Raw genomic sequence first — 23978 nt, 5'->3', positions numbered from 1 at the left:
GTCCCGGATGAGCCGGATTCTGGCGCCTCATCCCCGAACACGACACGAGGGGCGCCGCCCCGATGGCGAGCGCCCCTCGCGTGGCCCTGAGCGGGTGGTCGGCTAGAACGTGAACCGCGCCGACGCCCAGATCGCGCGGCGGCCGCCGTCGGTGCCCCACTGGTTCAGGAAGTTGGTGGAGGTCACGCGGCCCTCGGGGATGCCGAAGTTGCGCGTGTTGGTCGCGTTGAACATCTCCAGGCGGAACTGCAGGTTCGTGCGGCCGAACCGCGTGTTCTTCATGAAGCCGACGTCGATGTTCTGGATGCCGTCGGCGCGCAGCGTGTTGCGGCCGACGTTGCCGACGCGCTCGCCCTGGCAGGTCGCGCTCGGGTTGCCGCACAGGGTGCGGAACAGGCTCGATCCACCGGCCGCGATGATCTCCGGGATCGTCATGTTGGCCAGGTCCATGTCCGTGTTGATGTTCGGACGGATGGCGCTGCCCACGAGACCGTCGATGCCGGCAAGGGCGCCCGTCGGGTCGGACCCGTTGAGCACGGTGAACGGCGCGCCGCTCTGCAGCGTGAACGCCGAGTTGACCTGCCAGCCGCCGAGGATCTTGCCGACGATGCCCTCCTGGCTGCGGAAGAACGGCAGCTCGTACACGAAGTTGCCGGTGAACCGGTGCGGCCGGTCGTACGTCGACACGGCGCGATCCGCCGCGATGTTGAACGAGTCCTGCGGCACCGCGACCTCACCCGACGAGGGGTTGAAGATCTCCGAGGCGGTGTCGATGAACTTGCTCCACGTGTAGTGCACCTCGGCCGCGAAGCCGCCGCGCAACCGCTTCTGCAGCGACGTCTGCAGCGAGTGGTAGCTGGACGAGGCGGTGTTGGAGCGCTCACGGACCGTCGCCAGCGTCGAATCGACGCGCACCGCCGAGAACGGCTGGCGCGGGTTGCCGTCGAGCGTCTGGAACAGGTCGTTGCCCTGCGTGCCGACGTACCCGACGCGCCACACCACGTCGCTGGTCAATTCCCGCTGGAACTCGAGGCTGAACTGGTCGGCCGACGGCGACCGGAAGTCGTTCGACACGATGGTGCGCGCGAACGTGTTCGGGTTCAGCCCGGTCAGCTGCACGTTGGGCAGCGTGACGAATGCGTTGGGCATGTTCGGCTGGTTGAACGCCGCCACGAACGGGAACGCGCTGGCGATGTTCAGGTTGATGTTGATGAACGCGTAGTCGTTGGTGCGGGCGTAGCCACCGCGCACGACCATCCTGTCGCCGCCGGTCAGGAAGCCCAGCAGGCCCTCGCCGCTCGTCCTCGGGTTCCAGTTGAAGCCGATGCGCGGCTGGAAGTTGTTCGTGTCGCGCTCCGGCCGCGTCGTCATGCGGTACCGCGGGTCACCGCCGGCCTCGGCGACGATCGAGTCGTTGAGCGGGTAGAGGCTGGCGATCGAGTTGCCGGGCGTCTCGTAGCGCAGGCCCAGGCTCACCGTGAGGTTGTCGGTCGCGCGCCACTCGTCCTGGATGTAGGCGAACACGTCCGTCCAGTCGTACAGCTGCACGGCCTCCCCGCCAGGCAGCGGCTTGTTGATGGTGGCCGTCTCCGCGTTGTCGTCGATCAGGCGCTGCAACGTCGGGTACACGAGGCGACCGCGGATCGTCGGGAGGAAGAAGCTCTCGACGTTGATGCGGCGCACGTCGATGCCGGTCTTGAAGGCGTGGCGACCGCGCACGTACGAGAGGTTGTTGATGTACTGGAACGTGTCGTTGATGCGGTACTGCGGCAGGTTCACCGCCAGGCCGATGGCGGTGCGGCTGGTGGCGGCGTTGAAGCCGGTGAGGCCGAGCTCGGGGATCTCGATGGACGGGATCGCCTCCGACGAGGGATCGGACGCCGTCGTCGTGCTGTTCAGCTTCTGGTAGCCGAAGCGGAACTCGTTGACGACGTTGGGCGAGAAGACACGGGTCCACCAACCGGTGAACGAGTGCTGGCGCGACGGGCTGAAGGTGGTGAGGCCCTGCGGCGTCACCTGGCCGGTGCCGTCCTGCACGCTGTCGTTGATCATGTAGCGGCCACCGAGGTTGTCGTTGCCGCCGAACTGCTGGTCGATGCGGCCCGAGCCCTGGTGGTTGTCGAACACGCCAGCCGCCGAGCCGGTCAGCGACCCGATCGGGATCGCGTACGACTGGCCGTTGACGGTGATCGGCACGGTACGCCCGAGCGGCGTCTGGGCGGGCGGCAGGTACTTGAGCAGCGCCGCGACCTGCGGACGCGTGCCGGCCACCGACTCGAGGATGCGACGCCCCTCGTCGGTCGGCGCGCCGTTCAGCGTCGTGCCCGAGCCGAGCAGGTCCTGCGTCCACTTCTGGTACGACCCGAAGAAGAACGTGCGGTTGCGAAGGACCGGGCCACCGATGGTGCCGCCGAACTGCTGCTCGCGGTAGAACGGCGCCTCGGTGCGGCCAGCCGCCTTGTCGAGGTTGCTGCGCGCATTCAGGCTGTTGTCGTTGTGGAACAGGAACGCCGATCCGCGGAACTGGTTGGTGCCGCTCTTGGTGATCACGTTCATCACCGAGCCGGCCGCGCGCCCGTACTCGGCGGCGAACTGGTTGGTGATCAGGCGCACCTCCTGCACCAGGTCCGTGTTGTTCATCGGCTGCTGGCGCCCGGCGACGCTCGGGTCGTTGGAGTCCTGCCCGTCCATCATGAAGTTGTTGGACCGCAGGCGCATGCCGTTGACCGAGAAGTTGGTGCCGGCGGCGAAGCCGGTCTGGCCCGAGCCGAGCTGCGACACGCCGGCCGCCTGCAGCGCCAGCGAGAAGATGTCACGGCTGTTGATCACGGGCAGTTCCGCGACGCGGCGCGTGTCGAACCGCACGCCGACTTCGGCATTGGTGGTGTTGAGCAGCGGCGTGTCGGCCGTGACCTGCACCGATTCGGAGACGCTGGCCGGCCGCAGCGTCACGTCGATGACCGCGTCCTGGTTCATCGAGAGGTTCAGGCCCTCCTGCTTGTACGAGCCGAACCCGGTGAGCTCGACGGTGAGCTCGTACTGGCCGACCTGCAGGTTGGGCAGGCGGTACTGCCCCGCCTCGCCGGTCACCGCCGTGCGGGTCTGTCCCGTGCCGACGTTGCGGATGGTCACCGTGGCGCCGGGCACGACCGCGTTCTGGTCGTCGCGCACCACCCCCTGAATCGTGCCCGTGGTCGTCTGCGCCGCTACCGGCGCGGCCGACGGCCCGAGCAGGAACGCACCCATGGCGAGCGCCGAAGCGGCGAGCCACGCGCGTCGAAAACGCACCATACGACCTCCTCCACACGACCCGCGCGCGGCGGGCCGACACATGTCCGAGAACAGGAACCGGCAGCGAACAGGGCCCGGATGCGGCGCTGCTGGCAGTCGCGCCGCGGCACCGCCCCCGAGACCTCGTGGGGCGTTCTGCCTCTCCATGGCCGAGCTTGCTCCGGACGGGCGAGAATAGCAGGCTTTGTATTCACGAAACAAGTTTCGTGATTTCCGTGTCCCATTTGAGGTCATCGACCGTGGGCGACGCCTCTGCGCGATGACGAGGCGTCCGAGGCCAGGACGCTGTCCTCGATCGCGTGCAGGAAAGGCCGATGTGTGTCGGATGTTCGCCCGGCCTTTCGCGAACGTTAGAGCACGCATGAGCTCAACGTCTCGCCGGTTCCTCGTCCCGCTTCGCCTGCTGGCGCTTGCGAGCGCACTGCTGGCGACCCCCGTCGCTGCCCAACCTCCCGAGCCTGTCACCTTGCAGTTCCTCACCATCTCGGACTGGCACGGGCAGCTCGATCCGCTGAACGTGGCTGGCGTCGGTGCGGTCGGTGGAGCCGCCGTGCTGTCGACGTATTTCCAGCAGGAGCGGGCCACCAACCCGAACAGCCTGACGATGACGGCAGGCGACGCGGTCGGTGCCTCTCCCCCGATCTCGTCGTTCTTCGGTGACGTGCCGACCATCGAAGCGATGCGCCTGATGGGGTTTTCGGCAGACGCGCTGGGCAATCACAATTTCGACCGCGGCATCGCGCACCTGCAGCAACTGATCGACGTCGCGAGCGCCTCCTCGGGACAGGTCGGCGCGAGGTTCCAGTACGTGTCGGCCAACCTGGCCAACCGCGACGCCAATCTCAGTGGCGTGAAGGACTTCGAGATCTTCGAGGTCGGCGGCGTGAAGGTCGCCGTGATTGGGCTCACCAACCCTGAGGCGCCGACCCTGGTCGCGCCTGGCGCGTTCGGGACCATGAGCGTGACCGACCCCGTGCAGGCCGCCAACAAGGCACGGGCGCGAGCACGACGGGCCGGCGCGAAGGTGTTCGTGGTGTTGATTCATGCCGGCATCACGGGCCGGGACGCGAGCGGCGCGGCTGTCGGGCCACTGGTGGACTTCGCCAATGCGGTCGGCGGGTTCGACCTCATCGTGGGCGACCACACCGACCAGCAGTACGCGGGCGTGCACAACGGCGCGGTGGTCGTCGAGAACCTCAGCCGCGGCGCCACCTATGCGCGGGTGCAACTCACGGTCGACCCTCGCAACGGACGGCGGATCAGCGACTCGGTGACATTCGTCACCCCCCTCGCAAGTGCCGTGACGCCCGACCCGGCGGTGGCAGCCCTGGTCGATTCGTACCGGGCCCAGCTGGTGCCGATTCTCAACACGCAGATCGGCAACGCGACCCGCGTGATTCCGCGCTCGGATGTCTGCGGCCGTGCCGACGGGCGTCTCTGCGAATCGCTGGTCGGCAACGTCATCGCCGACGCGATGCGGGTGCGCTACGGCACCGACATCGCCATCACGAACGCCGGTGGAATCCGGGCCAGCCTCACCTGCCCCACGACCGACAACGCGAGTGATTTCTGCCCGGCGTACGTGCCGCCGCCCTATCCCATCACGCGAGGGCAGGTGCTGACGGTGCTGCCATTCGGCAATGAGGTGGTGACCGTCGCAATTTCTGGCACCGAACTACTGACGTTCCTGGAAAACGGCGTGTCGGCGATGCCCGGCGCCAATGGCCGTTTCCCGCAGCTGTCCGGGCTGTGCTTCACGTACGACGTCGCGGCCCCGGCGGGGAACCGCGTGGTCTCGGCGGTTCGCCAGGCGGCCGATGGCACGTGCACGGGTGCGTCCATCGACTTCACCGCCGCGGCCTGGTATTCCCTGGCCACCAACGACTTCATGGCGACCGGCGGCGACGGCTATCCCACGGTGATCTCGAGGGCGGTCACGCGCGACCTGATGGACGAGGTGCTGGCTGACCACGTCAGCGCGTCTTCCCCACTGTCGCCCACGAGGCAGGGTCGGATCACCTGCACGTCCTCTGGTCCGGTGGCCTGTCCGGTCGTCATCGAACCCTGAGGTACGACCCTCCCTGAAGCTACAGCTTACGTCTCCACGAGCCCGGGGTGCTGTTCTGGCGCGCCGGGCCCGTCAGAGCGGCACGGACTGTCGCGTCAGGTCGGCGCTGTGCCTCGCTACTGTGCCGTCCAGCCGCCGTCGAGTGCCAGCGACGTACTTCTCCAAGTCGTTCAGGAGCTGCCGGTTCATTCGATGCGAACGGTCTGCGAACGGGGATGTTGTCACCCCCAGACCCCACTGCTGTCTGCTATCGTCACGAGTTCATCCGCGACGGACGCTGCGGCGTGCATTGGATTGGCGTCAACGGACGTATCGCCCACAGAGTCAGTCGAGACCTGGCGGCCGCCGCCGGGAACAGAGGCCCCGATGATTCGCCATCAACTCGTCGTGTTCGTCGCCCTGGCCACGCTGGCCGGAAGGTCCGCGGCCGCGCAGCCGGATCTCGTGACCCGCATCGACGCGATCGTCGAGGCTCCGATCAAGGCCGGCACGATCGCCGGCGCGTCGGTTGCCGTGATGAAGGGCGGCAAGACGCTCGTCAGCAAGGGCTACGGCCTGGCCGACCTCGAACTGAATGTGCCGACGCCGCCGGGCGCCACCTACGAGATTGGCTCGGTGACCAAGCAGTTCACGGCCGCCGCGATCCTGCTGCTGAAGGAGCAGGGTGCGCTGTCGCTCGACGACGAGATCACGACGTTCCTGCCCGACTACCCGACGCAGGGTCACCGGATCACGCTGCGCCGCCTGCTGAACCACACGTCGGGCATCATGGGCTACACCGAGATGCGTGAGTTCGGCGACTTCTCGAAGCTGAAGCGGCCGCGCCAGGATCTCGTGGCGCTGTTTGCCGCGCAGCCCTTCACCTTCGCGCCCGGCGAGGAGCAGATCTACAGCAACTCCGGGTTCTTTTTGCTCGGCCTGGTGATCGAGAAGGTGTCGGGGATGCCCTACGAGACGTTCGTGCAGCAGCGCCTGTTCGACCGCGTGGGGATGCCGAACTCGTACTACTGCAGCGAGCGCACGGTGCGCAGGAACCACGCGCACGGCTACGACACCGCAAAGGGTGTGCTCGTGCACAAGGGCTATGTCGATCACACCTGGCCCTACGCGGCCGGATCGCTGTGCTCGAACGCCGAGGATCTGGCGGCGTGGAACCGTGCCCTGCACGGAGGCAAACTGCTGTCGCCGGCGTCTTACACGGAGATGACCACCCCGGGCGTGCTGAACGACGGCACGACGGTGCGCTACGGCATGGGCATCGGGCTGCGCGACATCGGTGGACGCCCCGCCATCGCCCATGGCGGCGGCATCAACGGCTTCCAGGCGGAATCCCAGTACTACCCGGACGACGATCTCATCATCGTCGTGCTGCAGAACACCGCCGGTCCGGTCAACCCGCGCGACCTGGCCCGGCAGATTGCCGACGTGGTGCTGCCTCCGCCGCCCGATCGCAGCCGTCCGTTCACCGGCGACGCGTCTGCCTATGCCGGCACGTTCACGGGGCGTGGCCGCCGCGGCGCCACCACCGTGACGATTGCCGCCAGCGGACGCGGTCTGACGCTGACCAACACCGCCGACGCGGCCGGTCCGCCGGAGACCTTGATCTATCGCGGCGGCGAGACCTTCGCGTTCAAGGACACCCTGGTCGTCTTCGAGAAGCAGGACGGCAAAGCCGTGCGCCTGCGGCTCGACATCGGCTCCGGGTACAACATCCTCGCGCGGGCGCCGGCCAGCGGCCAGTGAGGGACGGCGACGACCCGATCACGCTCGACGCGCGTCAAGCGCGCGAATCGACAGGACACGAGGGGGGACAGGTCATGCGGGTGAATGCGAGGCCATCCCCCCTTCGCCAATTCACGCGGTGACTTCGTGGACGCCGAGACGAGTGCCGGGCGCCCGACTCACTTCTTCACCGGCACCTTCCGCCGCAACTCGTCGGCGAAGTTCTGGAGCATGACGATCACATGCTCTGCCCGGGGGGCCTGGGCGGTCCCTTCGGGGATCAGCACCGCGACGCGCTTGCCGTCGGGGGCAAGATCCCAATCCGTGCCGCCGAGTGCGGCGATCCACACGCGGGGCTTGTCAGCGACGAAGGCGGTGCCGTTCACGGCGTAGCTGACGGTCATCAGTTGGTTGCCGGATTCGTACACCAGTTCGCGGCCAGTGCGCGACCAGTGTGGATTGGCGCCGCCACTATTGGAGATCTGCCACTTGCCTGCGCTGAGCGAAGTCGAAGGGCCGCCCTGGCCGGACGACGGCGGCGGAAACGCGCGGACATACACCTCTCTTCGTCCCGATTCGTTCGAGCTGTACGCCAGCCAGCGGCCGTCGGGCGAGAACGACGGATCCTGGTCGCTGAACGTGCTCGTGAGAAACCGTTCCGGCGTCCCGGGTTTCAACTGGCCGCCCTGGTCGTCCAGCGGCACGGTCCAGATCTGGGCAATCCCCTCCGCACGGCGGTAGGACAACCGCTTGCCATCGGGCGTGAACGACCGCGGATACAGGTCCACCCTGCTTCCCATCAACGCTTGCGGCGTACTGGCGCCGTCGGCTCGCGCCTGGAAGATGCCTTGAGTGACTTTGCTGAAGACGATGTATTGGCCGTCCGGGCTCCACGCCGGCACCTCATTGATGCCACCGAACGTCAGCCGCGTGGTGGCATCGCGCCGTGCATCGTGGACCCAGACGTCGCGATTGGAACCGTCGTCAATGACAAGCGCGATCCGCGTGCCGTCCGGGGACAGTCGCAGGCTCTCATAGGCGCCGGGGGTGGCCCGCAGTGGTTCCTTCTTTCCGGCCGCATCAAGCCATTGCACCGTCGTCATGGCCGCCGCGACTCCGGTGGATCGGCGATAGATCAGGGTCCCCGTGCGCGAGACGGCAAATTGACCGCCACCAGTCACGGCGCTGTAGGCGACGTCGTCCAGCACGGGCACCGCCGTGCCCCGCGTCTCCAGCGTGTCCAGGTCGAAGGGGATCGCGAACAGGGTGGCCTTGTTGACATAGAGCAGGTGACCGGTGCCATCCGAGGACGGCAGAAAGTGGGGCGATGCGCCGCCGCGGACCAGGGTCTTTCGGTGGCCATCCGCCAGTGTCATGACTTCGATGGCGACGGTGTCCACGCCGGTGCCGGCAAGGCCCGCTGAAAACAGGATCGCCTTCCCACCGGGCAGAAGTTTCGGGTTGGCGAGGGTCACGTTGGCCGACTTCGCCACGACTTGTGGGGCACCTCCCGCAGCGGGAAACTGCAGCAGACCCTTCGCTCCCGAGACACCCACGAAGATGGCGCCGTCCTCTGCCCAACTCGCCCCGGCGAAGTTGCCGTCGAGCGTTCCCAGCGGGACCACGGCGCCGCCGTCCACGGAGATCTTCTTGAACGTGGCGCCGACGGCGAAGCCGACCCACTGCCCGTCTGGGGAGAAAAACGGCCGACCGGCTCCCTGCGTGCCCGGAAGCTCGGTCGCTTTCGGTTGATCCAGTCGGCGAGTGAACAGTCTGACGGGACTTCCGGCGACGTAGACCAGCCGCGTGCCATCGGGCGAGATGGCGACACTGCTGCCGTTGCCGACGGGTGGGAAAGGCGCGTCCGCGCCCAGATCGACATCCAGGCGTACCAGCGGCCGATCGGCCGGTGTCTCCGAGCGCCATGGCGCCCAGAGCAGCAGCGCCACCACGCCGAGTGCGCCCGCGACGGCCCATGGCAGCAGACGATGCCACGTCGGGGCGACCGCCGTGGAGGCTGTTGTCGGCACGACCGCATCGTCGGGCGCGCCGGCGATGATTCTGTCGAGCACGAGGCGCGCATCGCCGATGTCGCGCAGGCGTTGCTTCGGATCGCGGATGAGGCAATCGCGGATGAGCGTGCGGAGGCGCGGCGGCACGGCCTCGGGCATGGCGGTGAGACTCACGTCGCGCGTGAGCACCGCGGCCAGCGTCTCGGAGATGTCTTCGGCCTCGAACAGGCGGCGGCCCGTGAGCATCTCGTACACCACCACGCCGAAGGCCCAGATGTCCGCGCGCTTGTCCACCGCGCGGCCCTTCGCCTGCTCGGGACTCATGTAGGCGGCCGTGCCGAGGATCATGCCCATCTGCGTCATCGCGGGCGAGGTCATCGTCGGGGAGTTGGCGAGCGCGCTCGCGGAGGTGCTCGACGCGCCGGCGGGATCCATCGCCTTGGCGAGGCCAAAGTCGAGCACCTTCACCGTCCCGTCGACGCGGACCTTGATGTTCGCGGGCTTCAAATCGCGATGAACGATGCCCTGCTCGTGCGCGGCTTCGAGCGCGTCCGCGATCTGTCTGGCGATCGGCAAGGCGTCGGTGACGGGAATCGGGCCGCGCGCGATGATCGTCGACAGGTCCTCCCCCTCGACCAGTTCCATGACGAGGGCGGTGATGTCGTTGCCCTCTTCGAGTCCGTAGATGCCCGCGATGTTCGGATGATTCAGCGACGCGAGGACTTCGGCCTCGCGCTGGAAGCGCGCGAGCCGGTCATGATCGGCAGCGACCGACGGCGGGAGGATCTTGATCGCGACCTGCCGCTTCAGCTTCGTGTCGGTCGCGCGATAGACCTCGCCCATGCCGCCAGCGCCGATGGGACTGACGATCTCATAGGGGCCGAGGCGGGTGCCGGGTGTGAGAGCCAAGGGTCGCGCGATTATCACTTCTTCAAGCCCGCCTGCCAGTCGGTCACGACCGTCAGCGGCGGTCCGGCAGCGGCGGATTCACCTCCGGCGGGAACGTTCACGAGGAACCGCTGCCCATCGCGGGTGACGACGAAGCCCGAGGCTCCCGTGGCCGTGAACAATGCCTGCGGGGCGCCGGACTCGAACGACGTCCCGTCGATCTTCACAGGCACGGCCATGAGCTTCCGATCGGGATCCAGGTAGTAGAGCTCCTTCCCGTCGCGCCTCCACATCGGGCGGGCTCCACCCGCGGTCGAAATCTGGAACTTCCCTCCGCCGATGGGAATCGTCTGGACGTACACCTGAGACTGGCCGGACTCATTGGACTGGTAGGCCATCCATTTCCCGTCCGGCGAGAACCGGGCCTCGGATTCAAACGCTGGCGAACTGAGATAGGCGGACATCCGGCGATCGCCATCGGCCATCAGCAACCCGATGTCGAAGGCCGCGTTCGCAACGCTCATGGTGTGAACGACGGTCTTCCCGTCGGGCGACACATCTGTCGGGAGCGGGTTGATGGCCTGCTCCAGGAGCACGTCCTCCGCACCGCCGGTGATCGGCCTGCGGACGATGTCACTGGTGGCGCCGCTCCGGCGCGCATAGAACATCGCTCGCCCATCGGCAGACCAGACCGGGGAGTGTCCGGTCGAACCAAAGGTGAACCTGGTGAGGAGCCCGCTGGCCGTATCCACCAGCCAGACGTCGGTCTGAGGCCGTGTGCCGATCGCGGTGGCCACGGTCTTCTCATCCGGGGACAGCGCGAGCCCGCCGAACCCCTTGGGTTCGCCGAGCGTGCGCACACGCCTGCCGGATCGGTCCATCCAGACCAACTCGCGATCGTCCGCGGCACCGCCGCTCCAGTAGGCGAGCGTGCCGTTGGCGGCCAGAGAGAACGCGCCGTAGCGGTTGTTGGCCGCCATCGCCACGTTGTCCGCGACGGGAACGGCCTCACCGGTGGCCTTCCGCGCCGCCGGATCGAACGGAAGCGCCATCAGCGTCCCGGCGCGCAGGAAGAAGACATGGCCTTGCGCGAACACACCGTTGGATTCGTCCGGGAGCAGACGTGTCGGGGCACTCCCGTCCAACGCCCCCAGCAGAATCCCCGCGTGGTCCGGACTGCTCGCGGTCGCGGTGAACAAGAAGTGTCGACCGTCCGGCAGGAACTCGGGCGACCGATGGCCCAGGCCCGGATCGCCGCTGGCGAGCGTGGTGACTTGCACCGGCGTGCCGCCCGACGAAGGCACTCTGAAGATCGGTCTCCCGGGACCATCCACGAAGAGAATCGTGCCATCCGGCCCCCACGTGCCGCCGCGCGCATCCGCCACGTCGCAGATCGCCTGCACGGGGCCGCCGGTCACCGCCACCTTCTTCAACTTGCCGGCCTGGAAGAATCCGACGACGGCGCTATCGGGAGACCAGAATGGATACAAGGAGCCTTCTGATCCTGCAATCTGGCGTGATTCGAGCGATTCGAGCGCACGAATCCACAGCGTCCGCGCCCCTGAGCCTGTCTCTCCGTTTGCCATGATGTAGGCCACATGGCGCCCATCGGGCGAGAGCCGGAACGTCGAGAAGCGGGCGCCGGCAGGCGGTACGAGCTGGAAGCGATAGCTCCGCCGGTCCGGCCCCGCCTCGCGGAGGTGCCGGACCGCCGGCACGACGAGCAAGGCCGCCGAAAGGACGGCTGCGGTCGCGACCACCCACGCCACGCGTCCACCGGGTCCCCGTGACGAGGATGCGGGCGTCGCCTGGGGCGCGGCCGTGTCGAACGCGCCGTCGAGCGCGAGGCGCACGTCGTGGATGTCACCGACGCGCTGCTTCGGATCCTTCTGGAGGCAGCGCTTCAGGAACACGAGCAGCGTCGGCGACAACCCGGCCGGCAGGAGCGTCCAGTCCGGCTCGGCGCGGACGACGGCCGCCAGCGTATCGGTGATGTCGTCGCCAGCAAACGCGCGGGTGCCTGTCAGCATCTCGAACAGCACGGCGCCAAACGCCCAGATGTCCGCCCGCCTGTCGACGGCACGGCCCCTCGCTTGCTCGGGCGCCATGTAGGCGGCCGTGCCGAGGATCATGCCCATCTGCGTCATCGCCGGCGACGTGAGGGTGGGAGAGTTGGCCAACGCGCTCGCCGAGGCGCTCGATGCGCCGGCCGGGTCCATGGCCTTGGCCAGGCCGAAGTCCAGCACCTTCACCGTGCCGTCGGCGCGGACCTTGATGTTCGCGGGCTTCAGATCGCGATGAATGATGCCCTGCCCGTGCGCCGCTTCGAGCGCCTCGGCGATCTGTCTGGCGATCGGCAGGGCGTCGGCGGCGGGAATCGGACCGCGCGCGATGATCGTCGACAGGTCCTCCCCCTCGACCAGTTCCATGACGAGGGCGGTGACGTCGTTGCCCTCTTCGAGTCCGTAGATTCCCGCGATGTTGGGATGGTTCAGCGATGCGAGGACTTCGGCTTCGCGCTGGAACCGCGCCAGCCGATTGTGATCGGCCGCGACCGACGGCGGCAGGATCTTGATGGCGACCCGGCGCTTCAGCCTTGTGTCGGTGGCGAGATAGACCTGCCCCATTCCGCCTTCGCCGATTTGCGCAGTGAGGTCGTAGACGCCGATTCGGGTACCTGGAGTCAAAGTCAACGGTGGCGCGAGTATAAGGGCGGGAGGCGGAGGGGGAAGGGTGCCAGGGCCGGCGCCCCGACCAGCCCCTCGCCTACTGCGCCGTCCAGCCGCCGTCGAGCGCGAGCGACGCACCGGTCATGAACGACGAGGCGTCCGAGGCGAGGAACAGCACGCTGCCCTTGATCTCGTACAGGTGTCCCCAGCGCCCGACCGGCAGCTTCTGGATGAAGGCCTGGTACTTCTCGGGGTCGTTCATCAGCTGCCGGTTCATCTCCGTGCCGAACGGCCCGGGACAGATCGCGTTCACTGTCACGCCGGCGCTCGCCCACTCGAGGGCGAGCACGCGCGTGAGCCCGTTGATGCCGGCCTTCGACGAGGCGTAGGGCGCGCGCCCCGGCAGCGCGATCGTCGCCAGCATCGACGACAGCATGATCACGCGGCCCCAGCCGCGCTCGCACATCGCCGGCCCGAAGGCGCGGGCGACCAGGAACGGGCCCTTGAGGTTCGTGTCGAGCACCGTGTCCCAGTCGGCCTCCGACAGGTCGCCCGCGTTGCCGCGGATGTTCACGCCCGCGTTGTTCACCAGGATGTCCACGTGCCCGAACGCGTCGCGCACGGCCGTTGCCAGGCGCTGCACGCCGTCGGCGGTCGAGACCTCGCCCTCGACGCCGACCACGCGCCGTCCGGTCGCGGCAGCCATCTGCGCGGCCGCCTCGGCTGCCGACGCCGCCGAGCGGCTCGTGAGGCAGACGTCGGCGCCGGCCTCGGCCAGCGCCTCGGCCATCACGCGCCCGAGTCCGCGCGCGCCGCCGGTCACCAGCGCGGAACGGCCGTCCAGCTTGAACAAGTCGAGGGCGTGCGGCGGATGCTCGCTCATGCGTCAGGGGCCTCCAGGTGCAGCACGTCGCGTGCGTGCGCGACACAGGCTGCTACGTTGTCCACCTCCAGCGCAAGCTGCCGCTCCGGCGCGAGGCCGGTCACGCGCGGCAGGTCGCGCGTCGCCCGCGCCAGGACGCGGTCCTCGAACGCCCGCAGCCGCGCCGGCGCGCGCGATGCGGCCTCGAACGGGGCCCAGTAGCGGTCGGTGCGGAAGGGCACGACCAGCGGGTCGCGCGTCATCATCTCGAGGCAGAAGCGGGCGTCCGGCCGAGCCTTGCCAATCATCCCGACATAGCGCGCGAGCGGCAGGAGCCCCTGCCCCAGCGGGACCTCCGACAGCTCGAAGCCCTCGCGCGTCACGCGCACGGCCATGTCCTTGACGTGTGTCGTCACGGCGAAGGGCGCCAGCTGCGCGATCGTGTCATCAGGGTCCTCGAGCAGGGCGAGGTTGTTGCCGAAGTCCACGCAGGCGCCGACGTACGGGCTGTCGATCGCGCGCAGCAGCGACACCAGTTCCGGCGCCAGCCAGTCCTTGTGGTTCTCGATGCCGACATGGAAGCGGTGCCGCTCGAACTCGGGCCGCATCCGCAGCAGCATCTCCCGCCACCGGCTGGCGAACCCCTGCCAGGCCGCGGCCGTCTCGAACGTCTCGTAGCGCCGACCCGAGAGCAACGCCACCCGCGCGCACCTTGCGCCGAGCGCCCGGGCGATGGCCACCGCCTCGGCATACGCCTCGGGGGACTCGAGCGCGCGCGACGGCATGGACACTTCCAGCCCGAGCTGCCGGTCCCGGTACGCCGCCGCCGCGCGGTCAATCGCGTCACTCCCGGCCTGCAGCTGCCCGAAATCCAGTTGGGCTCCTGTCGATCCGACGCGACGGCACATCTCCGCAAGCGCCTCGGGGCCGAACGGCGGCGTGGTTCCCTTCGTGTCGCGGCCGTATCGCAGGCGGACGGCGAAGCTGGTGTAGGCCAGCCACAGCGACGAGCGCGGCGCGGCGCCGAGCGCGACATCTCGCGGCAGGGCGAGCGCGGCGCCCAGGGCGCCGAAGAACCGGCGTCTGTCCATCACGCGCCTCCGACCACGGCGCGCAGCTCGCGGTCCCACGGGGCTCGGTACGTCTTGGTGAGCAGCGCCTCGGCCTCGCGGTCGCCGGCGATGGTGTTGGCCGCCGCGTCCCAGGTGACGACGCGCCCGACGCGCAGCGCGATGTTGGCCAGGTGACACCCGACGTTGGTGGCCTGCGAGCTGCGCAGGTCCGACACCGGAGGACGACGGGTGCGGATGCTCTCGAGGAAGTCGCGCACGTGCGGCACGAACTGGTCGCGCACCTGCTGGTAGCCTTCGTCGGTCAAGGCCTCGGTCCGCAGCGGATACTCACGGGGTGTCCCGGCCGCGAACTCGGGGGTCGGAATCTGGTCGTCGGCAGGAATCTCGCGGTCGGGCACGACCTGCAGGCCTGCCCTGTTGATCGTGAGCGTGCCCTTCGTGCCGCCGATCTCGAGCCCCCGCCAGCGCCCCGCCGACACCTCGGAGCTGGTCCACGTCAGCAGGAACTCGGGGAACTCGTAAATCGCCTCGCACGCATCGGGGGTCTCGCCGAAGCCCTCGAGCGAGCGGCGGGCGAACGCCGACACCCGCCGCGGCATCGCGCCGGTCATCCACTGCACGATGTCGAGGTCGTGCGCCAGCAGGTTGGTGGTCTGGCCGCCCGAGTAGTCCCAGAACCAGCGGAAGTGGTAGAGGCCACGCCTTGCGTCGAAGGGCACCAGGGGCGCCGGGCCGAGCCACATGTCCCACGCGGCCGCGTCGAGCATCGGCTCGGCGACGGGACGCATGAAGCCTGGCGAGATGTTGCGGGTGGCACGGATGTGGACGTGCCGCACCACCCCGATGTGCCCGTTCCGCACGAGCTCGGCGGCTCGTCGGTAGTGCTTCCCCGACCGCTGCTGCGTGCCCACCTGCACGATGCGGCGGTGGCGCGTCGCGGCGTCGATCATCCAGTCGCCCTCGCGCACGACGTGCGTCAGCGGCTTCTCGACGTACACGTCCTTGCCTGCGGCGCACGCCATGATCGTCATCAACGCGTGCCAGTGGTCCGGCGTCGAGACGACGATGGCGTCGATGTCCTTGCGGTCGAGCAGGCGCCGGAAGTCGGTGACGGGTTCGGCGCGCCCGCCGGTGCGCTTCACGGCGGCGGTCAGTCGGGGCGGCGAGACGTCGGCGATGGCGACGACGTCGACGTCGGGCTGCGCGGCGAAGTCGATCAGGTGCCGCGTGCCGATGAGGCCTGCGCCGATGAAGGCGACGCGCACGCGGTCGCTGGCAGCCACCCGCGACGCGGCCGCGCCGATGGCCACGGCCTTCAGGAAGGTCCGTCGATTCGCCATGTCCTGCGTCCCCCGCAGCAAAGTCGCACGGCCGGGCTCGGCACGTGGGTCAACAGCGGTGTGATCGTGTGGGCGGAGCGTGACACACCATGCGACGCAGGACAAGGGCACGATCGGGCTCAGGGCTTCCGCCTTCGCCAAGGCTACGGCGGACAAGCAAGGCCAGCAAGCTTCGCAGGTTTGTCGTGGGCCGAGGCGGATGGCTATGATGCGCCCCATGCTGCAGGTGAAGAGTGTGACCCGCCTCGTCGCGGCGTGCGTGGCCGCGGGTGCCTGGCTGACGGTGCCGACCACCCTCGTGCCGCTGCGCGCGCAGCCAGCGGCGGGTGCGCCGTCGACCTGGTGCAATCCGCTCCCGATCCCGGACTACCCCATCGGGCGCCTGGTGCGCGGCATCGACGTCGGCTCGCCCGTCGACCCGTCGCATCTCTGGCTCGTCGATCGCGCGGCGCAGTACCGCGAACTCGCCGACCCCACCGCGCTCTGGCACGAGGGCGCGTGGTACCTGTATCCGTCGGTCGACATGGCGTGGGTCAGTCGCGACGCGGGCGCCACGTGGACGCATCACCCGTTGAACGTGCGCGACATCGGGTACGCGCCGACCGTCGTGAAGCACCGCGGGCGGTTCCTGTTGATGGCCTCCGATTCCGACCTGTACGCGTCGGCCTCGCCGCTCGGGCCCTTCGAACGACTCGGTCGAATCGGGCTGCCGGCGCGCGGCGGGTGGCCGTCGCTCATCGACCCGGCGCTGTTCTCTGACGAGGACGGGCGGCTGTACTACTACTGGGGCAACTCGCCGAGCGCGGGCCTCTGGGGTGTCGAGCTCGACGCCGAGGACCCGACGCGCATCAAGGGCACGCCGATCGAGCTGCTGCGATTCCAGTCGGAGCAGCATCGGTGGGAGCGCGTCGGCGACTACAACCAGAACCCGCACATCGGCTGGGTGGAGGGTGCGTGGGTGCTGCGGATCGGCTCGCGCTACTACCTCACGTACGGCGCGGCCGGCACCGAGAACCGCACCTACGCGATGGGCGCGTACGTCAGCGACTCGCCGCTGGGGCCGTTCACGCCGCAGCGGCGCAATCCGTTCATGCGCAACGTGCACGGCCTGCTGACCGGCACGGCGCACGGCAGTATCTCGCGCGGCCCCGGCGGCCACCTGTGGGCGTTCTACACGCTGCGTGCGACGGTCACGCACGGCTTCGAGCGTCGCCTCGGGATGGACCGCGTGGAGGTCGACGCGGACGGGGAGTTGTTCGTGCGACAGGCCACCAGCACGCCGCAGTGGCTGCCCGGCCGCGAGCCTGCGGGAGCGACGACGGCGGACACGGGCTGGCTGCCGCTGAACGTCGGCGTGCAGACGGTGGCATCGAGCACGACGCCGCAGGCTCCGGCGCGCCAGACCGTCGACGAGGACCTGCGCACGTGGTGGGAACCGGCGACTGGCGACACGCAGCCGACCGTGACCAGCCGCCTCAGCACGCGCTCGACGGTGCGGGCGGTGCGGCTCGCGTGGCGCGACGTCGGACTCGACACGCGGCGTGGCGTCGTCCCCGGCCCCTTCCGCTATCGCATCGAGGGCGAGACCGCACCGGGCAAGTGGCAGGTGCTGCTCGATCGCAGCGCGAGCACGACGGACCTGCTGATCGACTACCGGGAGCTACCGGCGACGTCGGTCACCCGCGTGCGTGTGGTCGTGGTCGGCGCGCCGAAGGGCATCACGCCGGGAATCGCCCAGTTCACCGTCTTCGGGCTGGCCGACCCGCTACCGCCCCGGCAGTAGGTGCGTGCTCGGCGCCTGTGCCGTGGCGGCCCTGGGCCTTGGGCCTTGGCCTTGGGCCTTGGGCCTTGGGCCTTGGGCCTTGGGCCTTGGGCCTTGGGCCTTCCGGCATTCCCGGAATTCCAGCATTCCGGAATTACTTGAGCCCCTCCAACGCCCAGATCTCCCACGTCGGGAAACCGGTGACGTACGCAATCCTGCGGCCATCGGGATGCACTGACACAGCGCGAAGCGACGGCGCCGACAGTCCCATGTCGCTCGGCGCACTCCCATCGATGGGCACGCGCCACAGTTCGGCCCGCGCAGGGAGCGCACCGGAACGCGCGGCAAAATGCCGCACCACGTACACCGCTTGTCCATCCGGTGCCCAGTCCATGAGCATCAGCCACTCCGGCCCGACGGACCGCAGCAACTCGCGCACCGAGCCGCCGGGTTCGCGCACACGCAGAACCGTCTCGTTGCCACGACCAGCCGAGCGTTCGACTGTTGACCAAGCCAGCGTGCGGCCGTCAGGCGCGTAGGCACACCCCCGTGGTGCCGTGATGTTGACGCCAGGCTCCAGGGGCACGAGCGTCTTCTCCGCCCCCGTCGCGAGATCGACTTCGACGAGTCCCTTGCCGTACCGGGCCAGCAGGATCGCCTCACGACCTGGCACCCATTGGTGAGGGCCCAGTTCGGTCTCGTCCATGAGTTGGCTGGCAACAACCACCGGGGTGACGGCGCCCGTACGGGCGTCGACGATGTACTCGCCCCACTTGTTCGTGGACGCGAGCCGTCCCTTCACGAGAATGCGCGTCCCGTCGGGTGACCAGCGTGGCGCATTGAAGAACAGCATGTCGGGGTACAACAGCCGCTCATGTCCAGTAGAGCGGTCACGAATCACCAGAGCCCGCGAGCCAACGCCCCCGATTGTCGCCCCCCGCGTCGACGCGTACACGAGGGACTCTCCGTCGGGTGACCAGTCGGGCGCCTGGTTGTACCCCGCGAACGTGGCAGATACGGGCCTGGCTTGCTCGGCGAGTCGTCCATCGTCGCCAAGTCGAACCGTGTGCACGTCGACCATGCCCGTCTGCAGGCCGTGCACGAAAACGCCGGCCGGGGTCATGCCCACCGCCCAGATACGGCCGATGTCTCGCCGGACCAGCGTCGACTCATTCGCCGAGTCCTCGCCCAGGGGGTGACGCCAGAGCGACAAGGGGCCGAGGCGGTCGGAGGCGAACAGGAACGACCGGCCGTCGGGCAGGAAGACCGGCATCACGTCATTGGCCGCGTGCGTGACCAGCGGCGTCAGTCGCCGCGAGGCCAGGTCGAGCAACACGATGTCGCGGGGACCAGAGCCGTTCGCGTGATCGAACAGCACCTGACGTCCGTCTGGTGACAGGGACACATGAAAGGGATCGACAAAGCCGAGGCCAGCCAGGCGGTCGAGGCGCCGGGCACGCACCGCGACTGCCTGCAGGGCCAGGCGGAACTCGAAGTCGGTCGTGATGACCAGGATCGTCGAGCCGTCGGGGGTCCAGGCTACCGGACGGATGGCCTGCCACGCCCCCGCGGGTACCAGCGTGACCGCTGCGCCACCATTGACCGCAGGGGCAAGTCGCAGTTCGCTGCGTCCATCGACCTCCCACATGAAGGCCAATTGCTGCCCGTCGCGGGACAGCAGGAGGACTTCCGCGCGAGTGCCGTCCGTTTCGCCGCCGAGCGTCAGCTTCTCGGCGCGACCGGTGAGCAGGTCGCGACGGAACGGCACCGAATCGGAGTCGTGGAAGGCCACGTATCGTCCATCGCCCGAAAGCGAACCCGAGTGCACCGCGTCGCCGACATCAAGGCGGCGCAGCGTGAGCGACGGCGCGGCGATCGCGCCCTTGGTCGGTGCGGCGAGGACCTGCGCACGCCGGCGGGCCTGGCGGGTCAGCGGGTGAGTCGGAAAGCGCGTGACGAGGCCGTCGTAGGCCGCGCGCGCGTCGGCCGGTCGCCCCAGCCGTTCGAGGCACTGGCCGCGCAGCAGGAGCGCCCGCGGCGCAACGGCGGCGTCCGTACTGCGTGCCGCAATGTCGAGCTCGGGCAGGGCACCGCGGCAGTCACCGCGCGTCTCGACCAGCGTGATGGCACGCTGCAGCGCCCCCGACGCCGGAGACGACGTCGAGGGCGCCTGAGCCCTGCTGGCCGGGCCCTCCCTCCCGGCCAGCAGCGCACACACGAGGCCGAGGGCGATGCGGCCCCGCCGGACGGATGGCATGGACAGAGCTTACTGCGGGCAGTTGGCGGTGCAGGCCACCGTGAATGCGAACGGCACGGCGTAGGTCGCCTTGAACCGCTGCCCAACCCGCTTGATGTTCTCCTCGAAGAGGCCGGCAGTGTCGCTGGTTTCGCCGACGCATCCCGACGACGCCACGACCCACTCGGCGGCGGTCGGCCGCGAGACGCACACCGGCGTGCCGTATATCTCCACGCCCCCGATGGTCGTCTGGCGGAAGCCAAGGGCGTGGTTGGGATAGGCCGAGCCCAGGCCGATCCGTCCCAGCCTCGTCACCGTACTGCCGACTGCGACGCCGCGGAGGTTCTCGATGAACAACACCGCATCGGTCCAGTAGGTGCCCGTAGGGGGCGCCTCGCCGACCGGCGCAGTGATGGGCGTTCCCAGTTCCACCTTCACCAGCCGACCCGCGGCACCGATGTCGAGACGCAGGTCGCCTTCAGCCGCCGAGAACAGCACACCTCCGGGATACGGGGTGCCGTTGTCGCTGGTGAGCGCGTCGCCGAGACGGTCGGCGAAGGTCACCGACACCGTCGAGTTCGGGACCGGCTTGCCTTTCTGAGCAAAGGCGGGCGAGGCGGGCACGAGCGCGCCGATGACCAGCGCCACGGCGCCGGCACGGAGGATGGAACGGACGACAGGGGTTCGCAGCACTTTTCGACTCCTTCGACACGACTCGACAGCCGTCGAGCGGACCAACGCCGGGAGGGGACTCGGGACGCTTCGAAGGATAGAAAGACAGTCGTCACCGATCGTCACGGTGAACGTCGAAGATTGTCATCGATTGTCACGGGAGACGGGAGACGGGAGACGGGAGTCGGGAGACGGGAGTCGGGAGTCGGGAGTCGGGGCTCGCATCAGGCATCCCGGCGTCGCGGCATCACCGCAGGCCGTCCAGCGCCCACGTCGCCCAGGCGCTCCCGCCGTACACGTAAGCCACCTCCTTCCCCTCCGGGTGCATCGTGACGTTGCGGAGCCCTGGCTGCGCGATGCCGGTGAACACCGGCGCCGTGCCATCGACCGGCACCCGCCACAACTCGGTCTTGCCCTCGGGGCCGTCGCGGCGCTCGAAGCCGCGCAGCACCAGCAGCGATCGCCCGTCGGGCATCCAGCCCATCAGACGCAGGTCGTCTCGGCCCTCCGCCCGCAGCAGTTCGCGGGTCTCGCCGCCGGCCTCGCGCAGGTACAACACGTTCGTCCAGGCCCTGGCGTTGCCCTCGAACGTCGAGTACGCGAGACGCCTCGCGTCGGCGTCCCACGCCAGTCCGCGGCCGGCCGTGATTCGAAGACCAGGCCGCAGCGGCACGACGTCGGTGGACGTCTCCGTCCGCAGGTCGAGCGTCCGGATCGCCGTGTTGTTCAGGGCGTAGGTGACGGCCTCGCGTCCCGGCACCCACTGGTAGGCGCCGAGGTCGGTCTCCCGCTCCACATCCTCCATCGCGAACACGGGTTGCACCGCACCCGTCCGGGCATCGACGAGGAAGAACCCGTACCGGTCGTTGGTGCCCTGCCCGCGCACGAGCAGGCGGGTCCCGTCGGGCGACCAGCGCGGCCCCTGGAAGTGGATCAGGTCGGGCTGCAGCGTCCGCTCGACGCCGGTCGTCCGGTCGCGCACCACGAGCAGCGTCGAGCCGGGGCCGGTGCTCATCGCACCGCGCGACGAGAGGTAGGCCATCGATGTCCCGTCTGGCGACCACTCGGGACCGGTGTTGGCTCCGGCGAACTGCGTCGTCAGCGAGAGGGCGGCTTCCTCGAAGCGTCCGGTCGCGTCGAGCCGCGCAAGGCGGATGTCCGGCAGGTCGACCTGCAGCGCATGGACGAAGCTCCCGGTGGTCGTCAGGCCGATCGGCCAGAATCGGCCGACGTCGCGCCTGACGATCTGCGGTTCACCGACCGGCCGGCCGTCCTTGATGCGCTGCAGCCACAGCGACAGCGGCCCGAGCCGGTCGCTCACGAAGAGCACGCCGCGCCCGTCGGGCATGAACTCCGGCAGCACGTCGTTGGCAGGATGCCGGACCAGCGGGACGGGCGTCCGGGTCTTCACGTCGAGCAGGAAGATGTCGCGCGCCGCGCCGGCCGTCGGCGCGTCGTAGGCCACCGACGCCCCATCCGGATGGGGCGAGACCCGGAAGGGCTCGAAGAACGCGAAGTCGGCCAGCCTCTGGACGTCGTGCGTGTCAAGGTCGACGACGATCAGCCGGACGCGGTACGCCGGGTCGGTCGCCAGGGCGAACACCTGGCGCCCGTCGGCCGACCACGCGACCGGGCGTACAGAGCGCGCGTCGCCCTGCGGCACGAGCGTCTCCTGCGGGCCTGCCGGCAGGGCCATGACCCGCAGTTCCATCGTCGGCGCCGCGGGTCCTCCGCCCGGAGCCCGGGTGGCGCGCGCGTGCCACGTGTAGGCAACGCGCTGGCCGTCGGGCGAGAGGAGGAGCGGCACGGCACGACTGCCGTCCACCGGGTCGGACCCGAACACCAGCGCTTCGGCCCGGCCCGTGGCGGTCGCCATGCGACGCGCGACGCCGTCCTCGTCGTGATAGGCGAGGAAACGACCGTCTCGCGACACCGAGCCCGACGGCACCTGGCTGGGCAGCGGCAGTCGTCGCGAGGCGAGTCCCGGGAAGGCGCCCTCGGCGGCCGCCGCGACGAGGCGGTCGAGGCGTCGTCGTGCCTCGATGACGATGTCGGAGCCCGGGAAGTCACGGAGGAGGCGCTCGTAGGAGCCGCGCGCCGCCTCGGCGCGGCCGAGACGCTCCTCGCACTGCCCGCGCAGGAGCAGGGCCCGTGCCGCGACCACGGGCTCCCTGGATCGCGCGGCCTGCGTGAACAACGGGACGGCTCCTGCGCAGTCGCCCCGCGTCTCCATCAGCGTGATGCCGCGCTGAAGGACCGCCGACGCCGACGGCCCCTGTTCCGTCGGCGCCGACGGCGCCTGCGCCTGCAGCGGCGCGGTGCGCGGACCCTCCCGCCCGAGCACCAGCGCCCCCGCAAGGGCCACGAGAAGAAACCCGTGTCGAACCAGGATGCCGGCTCCTACTGGCAGGTCGGGCAATCCACCGTGAAAGAGAACGGCATGACGTAGGTGCCAATCAAGGGGTTGGTCGACCTGCTCGAGTCGATCAGCCGGGTGGTCTCGCCGCCACTCGTGTCGCCACTCGTGCCGCACGCATCGAGGGCCTTCAGCGACGAGACAGTCCACGTCTGCTGGCTGGTGCGCGTCACGCAGACGCGAGTGCCGATGCCGGCGTTGGGCCAGAAGCGCAGGCGATACCCGCGCTTGATCTCGTCCACCGTGATGCCCATGTCGCGGACGGCAGACGCACCCACGAGCAGGGAACGAACGCCGTACACGTTCAGCTGGGTTCCGGTGATGTACGTCACGCCGGCCTGCCCGGGGCCAGTGCCCGCCGGCAGCGGGCCCGTGTAGGCCGTGCCATCCTTCAGCGTCACGCTGAACCTCCGCGGACTGCGCGACAGGTCGATGTTGAGGTTCGCCGAGTCTGCCGTGACGATCGTCGCGCCCTCGTACGTCTTGCCGTAACCGTCGTCGGTCAGCCGCACCTCGTCGACCAGTGACGAGGACGCCGGGCTGTCGGTGAACGTGATCGACGCCGGGTAGAACTTCACGGCCTTCTGCGCGGCGGCCGGCGAGGCGACGGCGAGCGTGAGCACGAGGGTGACACACGGTGACAGGGCGAGCAGCGAGCGACGGGCAGATGACATGGCGCGTTCCTCGGGGACCGCGCCACGCGCGGACCCGGCAATGGACGACAACGTCCGGATGTCGAGGAGCCTACCGATGCGCAGCGTGCCGATCGTCATCGTGGTCGTCAGGAGTCGTCAAAGTTTGTCACCGCGGAACCTGTGCGTCCTGCCCTGCCACTGACCGTCGACCTGAAGGTCGACGGCTACGTCCGGAGAAGCCGTGCTGCCCCCACACCTGCTCTCGGCGCTGACCGTCGACCTGAAGGGCGACGGCTACGTCCGGAGAAGCCGTGCTGCCCCCCACCTGCCCT

General features: G+C 69.1%; 13 protein-coding genes. 3 read left to right on the top strand and 10 right to left on the bottom strand.

The features are described 5' to 3' along the window. Positions 1 to 102: 102 nt before the first annotated feature. Complete coding sequence (locus TBR22_RS06645) at positions 103 to 3291, bottom strand: TonB-dependent receptor (RefSeq protein WP_239492177.1); 3189 nt, start codon at positions 3289 to 3291, stop codon at positions 103 to 105. Between the two features lie 466 nt (positions 3292 to 3757). On the opposite strand from TBR22_RS06645, the gene TBR22_RS06640 reads away from it, so the two are divergent. Together TBR22_RS06640 and TBR22_RS06635 are read left to right on the top strand one after the other, a co-directional pair. Continuing rightward, positions 3758 to 5359, top strand: coding sequence for a bifunctional UDP-sugar hydrolase/5'-nucleotidase (locus TBR22_RS06640; protein ID WP_239492176.1), 1602 nt, complete (start codon positions 3758 to 3760; stop codon positions 5357 to 5359). Between the two features lie 366 nt (positions 5360 to 5725). Continuing rightward, positions 5726 to 7102, top strand: coding sequence for a serine hydrolase (locus tag TBR22_RS06635; RefSeq protein ID WP_239492175.1), 1377 nt, complete (start codon positions 5726 to 5728; stop codon positions 7100 to 7102). 158 nt (positions 7103 to 7260) lie between these two features. Here the strand turns inward: TBR22_RS06635 and TBR22_RS06630 are convergent, their stop codons facing one another. The 5 genes from TBR22_RS06630 to TBR22_RS06610 form a co-directional block, all read right to left on the bottom strand. After that, the gene (locus TBR22_RS06630; RefSeq protein WP_239492174.1) at positions 7261 to 10002 is read right to left on the bottom strand and encodes a protein kinase; all 2742 of its coding nucleotides are present in this window, start codon (positions 10000 to 10002) and stop codon (positions 7261 to 7263) included. Positions 10003 to 10016: 14 nt separating this feature from the next. Further along, on the bottom strand, positions 10017 to 12674 hold the full coding sequence (locus tag TBR22_RS06625; RefSeq protein WP_239492173.1) for a protein kinase: 2658 nt from the start codon (positions 12672 to 12674) through the stop codon (positions 10017 to 10019). A gap of 73 nt (positions 12675 to 12747) precedes the next feature. Then, positions 12748 to 13533: an SDR family NAD(P)-dependent oxidoreductase gene (locus tag TBR22_RS06620; RefSeq protein WP_239492172.1), complete on the bottom strand. Its 786-nt coding sequence runs from the start codon at positions 13531 to 13533 to the stop codon at positions 12748 to 12750. Further along, the gene (locus TBR22_RS06615) at positions 13530 to 14603 is read right to left on the bottom strand and encodes a sugar phosphate isomerase/epimerase (RefSeq protein WP_239492171.1); all 1074 of its coding nucleotides are present in this window, start codon (positions 14601 to 14603) and stop codon (positions 13530 to 13532) included. Before TBR22_RS06615 ends, TBR22_RS06620 begins: the two co-directional genes overlap by 4 nt. Next, a complete protein-coding gene (locus TBR22_RS06610) occupies positions 14603 to 15925 on the bottom strand; it encodes a Gfo/Idh/MocA family protein (RefSeq protein WP_239492170.1) in 1323 nt (440 codons plus the stop codon). Before TBR22_RS06610 ends, TBR22_RS06615 begins: the two co-directional genes overlap by 1 nt. A 217-nt stretch (positions 15926 to 16142) precedes the next feature. On the opposite strand from TBR22_RS06610, the gene TBR22_RS06605 reads away from it, so the two are divergent. After that, positions 16143 to 17708 carry a family 43 glycosylhydrolase gene (locus TBR22_RS06605; RefSeq protein WP_239492169.1) on the top strand — a complete coding sequence of 522 codons (1566 nt, stop codon included), beginning with the start codon at positions 16143 to 16145 and terminating at the stop codon, positions 17706 to 17708. A 133-nt stretch (positions 17709 to 17841) separates the two neighbouring features. Here the strand turns inward: TBR22_RS06605 and TBR22_RS06600 are convergent, their stop codons facing one another. The 4 genes from TBR22_RS06600 to TBR22_RS06585 form a co-directional block, all read right to left on the bottom strand. Next, positions 17842 to 19944 (bottom strand): tetratricopeptide repeat protein, encoded by a 2103-nt coding sequence (locus tag TBR22_RS06600; RefSeq protein ID WP_239492168.1) that lies wholly within the window; start codon positions 19942 to 19944, stop codon positions 17842 to 17844. Positions 19945 to 19953: 9 nt separating this feature from the next. Beyond that, positions 19954 to 20616 carry a hypothetical protein gene (locus tag TBR22_RS06595; RefSeq protein WP_239492167.1) on the bottom strand — a complete coding sequence of 221 codons (663 nt, stop codon included), beginning with the start codon at positions 20614 to 20616 and terminating at the stop codon, positions 19954 to 19956. Positions 20617 to 20842: 226 nt separating this feature from the next. After that, the gene (locus TBR22_RS06590) at positions 20843 to 22960 is read right to left on the bottom strand and encodes a tetratricopeptide repeat protein (protein ID WP_239492166.1); all 2118 of its coding nucleotides are present in this window, start codon (positions 22958 to 22960) and stop codon (positions 20843 to 20845) included. Positions 22961 to 22995: 35 nt separating this feature from the next. Then, positions 22996 to 23685: a hypothetical protein gene (locus TBR22_RS06585; protein ID WP_239492165.1), complete on the bottom strand. Its 690-nt coding sequence runs from the start codon at positions 23683 to 23685 to the stop codon at positions 22996 to 22998. Positions 23686 to 23978 lie beyond the last annotated feature (293 nt).

Source organism: Luteitalea sp. TBR-22, assembly GCF_016865485.1.
GTDB lineage: Bacteria > Acidobacteriota > Vicinamibacteria > Vicinamibacterales > Vicinamibacteraceae > Luteitalea.
This window is presented reverse-complemented; position numbering and strand designations above follow the sequence as displayed.